The 2,524-nt window shown below is 71.3% G+C and carries 4 protein-coding genes; 1 reads left to right on the top strand and 3 read right to left on the bottom strand.

What is annotated here, in order from left to right; genetic code table 11:
• The 3 genes from EF903_RS31555 to EF903_RS31545 all read right to left on the bottom strand — a co-directional run.
• Window positions 1-237, bottom strand: a 237-nt coding sequence (locus EF903_RS31555; protein WP_148142629.1) for a hypothetical protein, incomplete at its 3' end; no start/stop codon positions are given.
• Between the two features lie 198 nt (window positions 238-435).
• Entirely contained in the window at window positions 436-759 is a 324-nt protein-coding gene (locus EF903_RS31550) for an STAS domain-containing protein (protein ID WP_125548397.1), read from the bottom strand.
• Window positions 760-945: 186 nt separating this feature from the next.
• Window positions 946-1,794, bottom strand: a complete 849-nt coding sequence (locus tag EF903_RS31545) for a 3-hydroxyacyl-CoA dehydrogenase family protein (RefSeq protein WP_125548396.1) — start codon at window positions 1,792-1,794, stop codon at window positions 946-948.
• A 170-nt stretch (window positions 1,795-1,964) separates the two neighbouring features.
• On the opposite strand from EF903_RS31545, the gene EF903_RS31540 reads away from it, so the two are divergent.
• A partial coding sequence (locus tag EF903_RS31540) for a cob(I)yrinic acid a,c-diamide adenosyltransferase (RefSeq protein ID WP_125548395.1) occupies window positions 1,965-2,524 on the top strand: 560 nt, incomplete at its 3' end.

The following is a 2,524-nucleotide window of genomic DNA, read 5'->3' as shown; positions in this document are numbered from 1 at the left end:
GGGCCGCGCGGCGGCGGTGTGGGCGCCGCGGCCGGCGGCGTCGCGCTTGGCGGGGGTGCCGCCGCCGGTGCCGGGCCTGCGCGGCTCGATCTCGCTGCCGTCGACGGGGTTGACGGTCAGGGTGTAGTCGCCGGCGGCGAGGGTGACGACGCGGGCCACGGGGCCGGGCGCGGTGTGCGCCCCGGGGCCCGCCGCGGCGCGCTTCCCCGGTTCGGCCTGCCCCTGCGTGCGGTCCATGACCTGTGCCCCCGATCGCGCCCTGTGCCGTTGCCGTTCTGCGGTCCGGTCCGGCGCGTGCGGGTGCCGCTGCCGGTCCGGTGTCCGCCCGACCCTAGACGGTGGCCGGTCGAACACGGAACCGCAGGGGTGCGTTATCCGCCGTACCGTTACGTTTCCGCAGGCGGATGCGGGGGCGGGGCGGCTGCCCCGGCGGTCTCAGACCCTCGGGAGCGATTCCGCTTCCAGGCCGCCCTCGATGGCGAGGATGCGGTGGAGGCGGGTGGCGACCAGGAGGCGCTGCATCTGCGGCGGGACCCCGCGCAGCACGAGGCGGCGGCCGGTCCGCCCGGCCCGGCGGTGGGCGCTCATGATCACGCCGAGGCCGGTGGCGTCCCAGGAGTCGAGTCCGGTGAGGTCGAGCACGAGGTCCCCGTGCCCCCGGTCGAGGGCGGTGTGCAGGACCGTACGGGCGTCCGCCGCGCTGCGCACGTCGAGGCGGCCCCCGACAGCGAGTTCGGCGTGGTCGCCCCTGATGTGCATATGCGCTCCCGGCAGTACTGGCTTGTGTCTGGTCCGACTGGTCCGCGGTCGGCAACTCTCACTGCAACTGACTGCGGCGCGGGCAGTGAAGTTGCCGACCGTGAGCGAACCGATACCAAAATCACCCGCAGGGCCGATCCTTCGAACAGGCGCCCCAGGGCGGGGCGTCCGTGCGGGTGTCCGGTTTCAGTGCTTGTAGAAGCCCTGGCCCGTCTTGCGCCCGAAGTCGCCCGCGTCGACCATGCGGCGCATCAGCTCCGGCGGCGCGAACTTCTCGTCCTGGGACTCGGTGTAGATGTTGCTCGTGGCGTGCAGCAGGATGTCGACGCCGGTCAGGTCGGCGGTGGCGAGCGGGCCCATGGCGTGCCCGAAGCCGAGCTTGCAGGCGATGTCGATGTCCTCGGCGGACGCCACGCCCGATTCGTACAGCTTGGCGGCCTCGACGACGAGCGCCGAGATCAGACGGGTCGTCACGAAGCCCGCGACGTCGCGGTTGACGACGATGCAGGTCTTGCCGACGGACTCGGCGAACGCGCGGGTCGCGGCGAGGGTCTCGTCGCTGGTCTTGTAGCCGCGGACGAGCTCGCAGAGCTGCATCATCGGGACCGGCGAGAAGAAGTGGGCTCCGACGACCCGCTCCGGACGCTCCGTCACCGCGGCGATCTTGGTGATCGGGATGGCGGAGGTGTTGGAGGCCAGGATCGCGTCCTCGCGGACGAGCTTGTCCAGGGCGCGGAAGATCTCGTGCTTGACCTCGAGCTTCTCGAAGACGGCCTCGACGACGATGTCGACGTCGGCGACCGCGTCCAGGTCGGTCGTCGTGGTGATGCGGGCGAGCGCGGCCTCCGCGTCCTCGGCCGTCATCTTCCCCTTGGAGACGAACTTGTCGTACGAGGCCTTGATGCCGTCGGTGCCCCGGGTCAGCGCGGCGTCGGTGACGTCGCGCAGGACGACGTCCCATCCCGCCTGAGCGGAGACCTGAGCGATTCCCGAACCCATCAGCCCCGCACCGATGACGGCGAGCTTCCCAGCCACTGCACACCCCTCGTTCTTGAAACGGCCCGGTCTCGTGCCTCTCGGCCGGAGACTAGCGGTCGCGGGCGGTGGTGTGACCGGGAAGTAACACGCGTCACGTCTCAGATGACGGACATCACACCGGTCCGGCCCAGCAGCCGCAGCACCGGCGACTCCCCTACGCTGGCCGCATGGTGAACCTCACGCGCATCTACACCCGCACGGGCGACAAGGGCACGACGGCCCTCGGCGACATGAGCCGCACCGCCAAGACCGACCTGCGGATCTCCGCCTACGCCGACGCGAACGAGGCGAACGCCGTCATCGGCACGGCGATCGCCCTCGGCGGCCTGCCGGAGGAGATCGTGAAGGTGCTGGTGCGGGTGCAGAACGACCTGTTCGACGTCGGCGCGGACCTCAGCACCCCGGTCGTGGCGGACCCGGAGTACCCGCCGCTGCGGGTCGAGCAGTTCTACGTCGACAAGCTGGAGGCCGACTGCGACCGCTTCAACGCGGAGCTGGAGAAGCTGCGCAGCTTCATCCTCCCCGGCGGCACGCCCGGAGCGGCCCTGCTGCACCAGGCCTGCACCGTGGTCCGCCGCGCGGAGCGCTCCACCTGGGCGGCGCTGGAGGTGCACGGCGAGGTGATGAACCCGCTGACCGCCACCTACCTCAACCGCCTCTCCGACCTCCTGTTCATCCTGGCGCGTACGGCCAACAAGGAGGTCGGGGACGTCCTGTGGGTGCCGGG

The sequence above is a fragment of the Streptomyces sp. WAC05292 genome, assembly GCF_003949955.1.
Classification (GTDB): Bacteria; Actinomycetota; Actinomycetes; order Streptomycetales; family Streptomycetaceae; genus Streptomyces; species Streptomyces globosus.
Note: the sequence above shows the minus strand (reverse complement) of the source record. Positions and strands in the feature narration are given on the sequence as shown.

What these genes read in the sequence shown, in the direction of transcription:
- EF903_RS31550 (WP_125548397.1), bottom strand. Translation starts at nt 759, where the DNA reads ATGCACATCAGGGGCGACCACGCCGAACTCGCTGTCGGGGGCCGCCTC.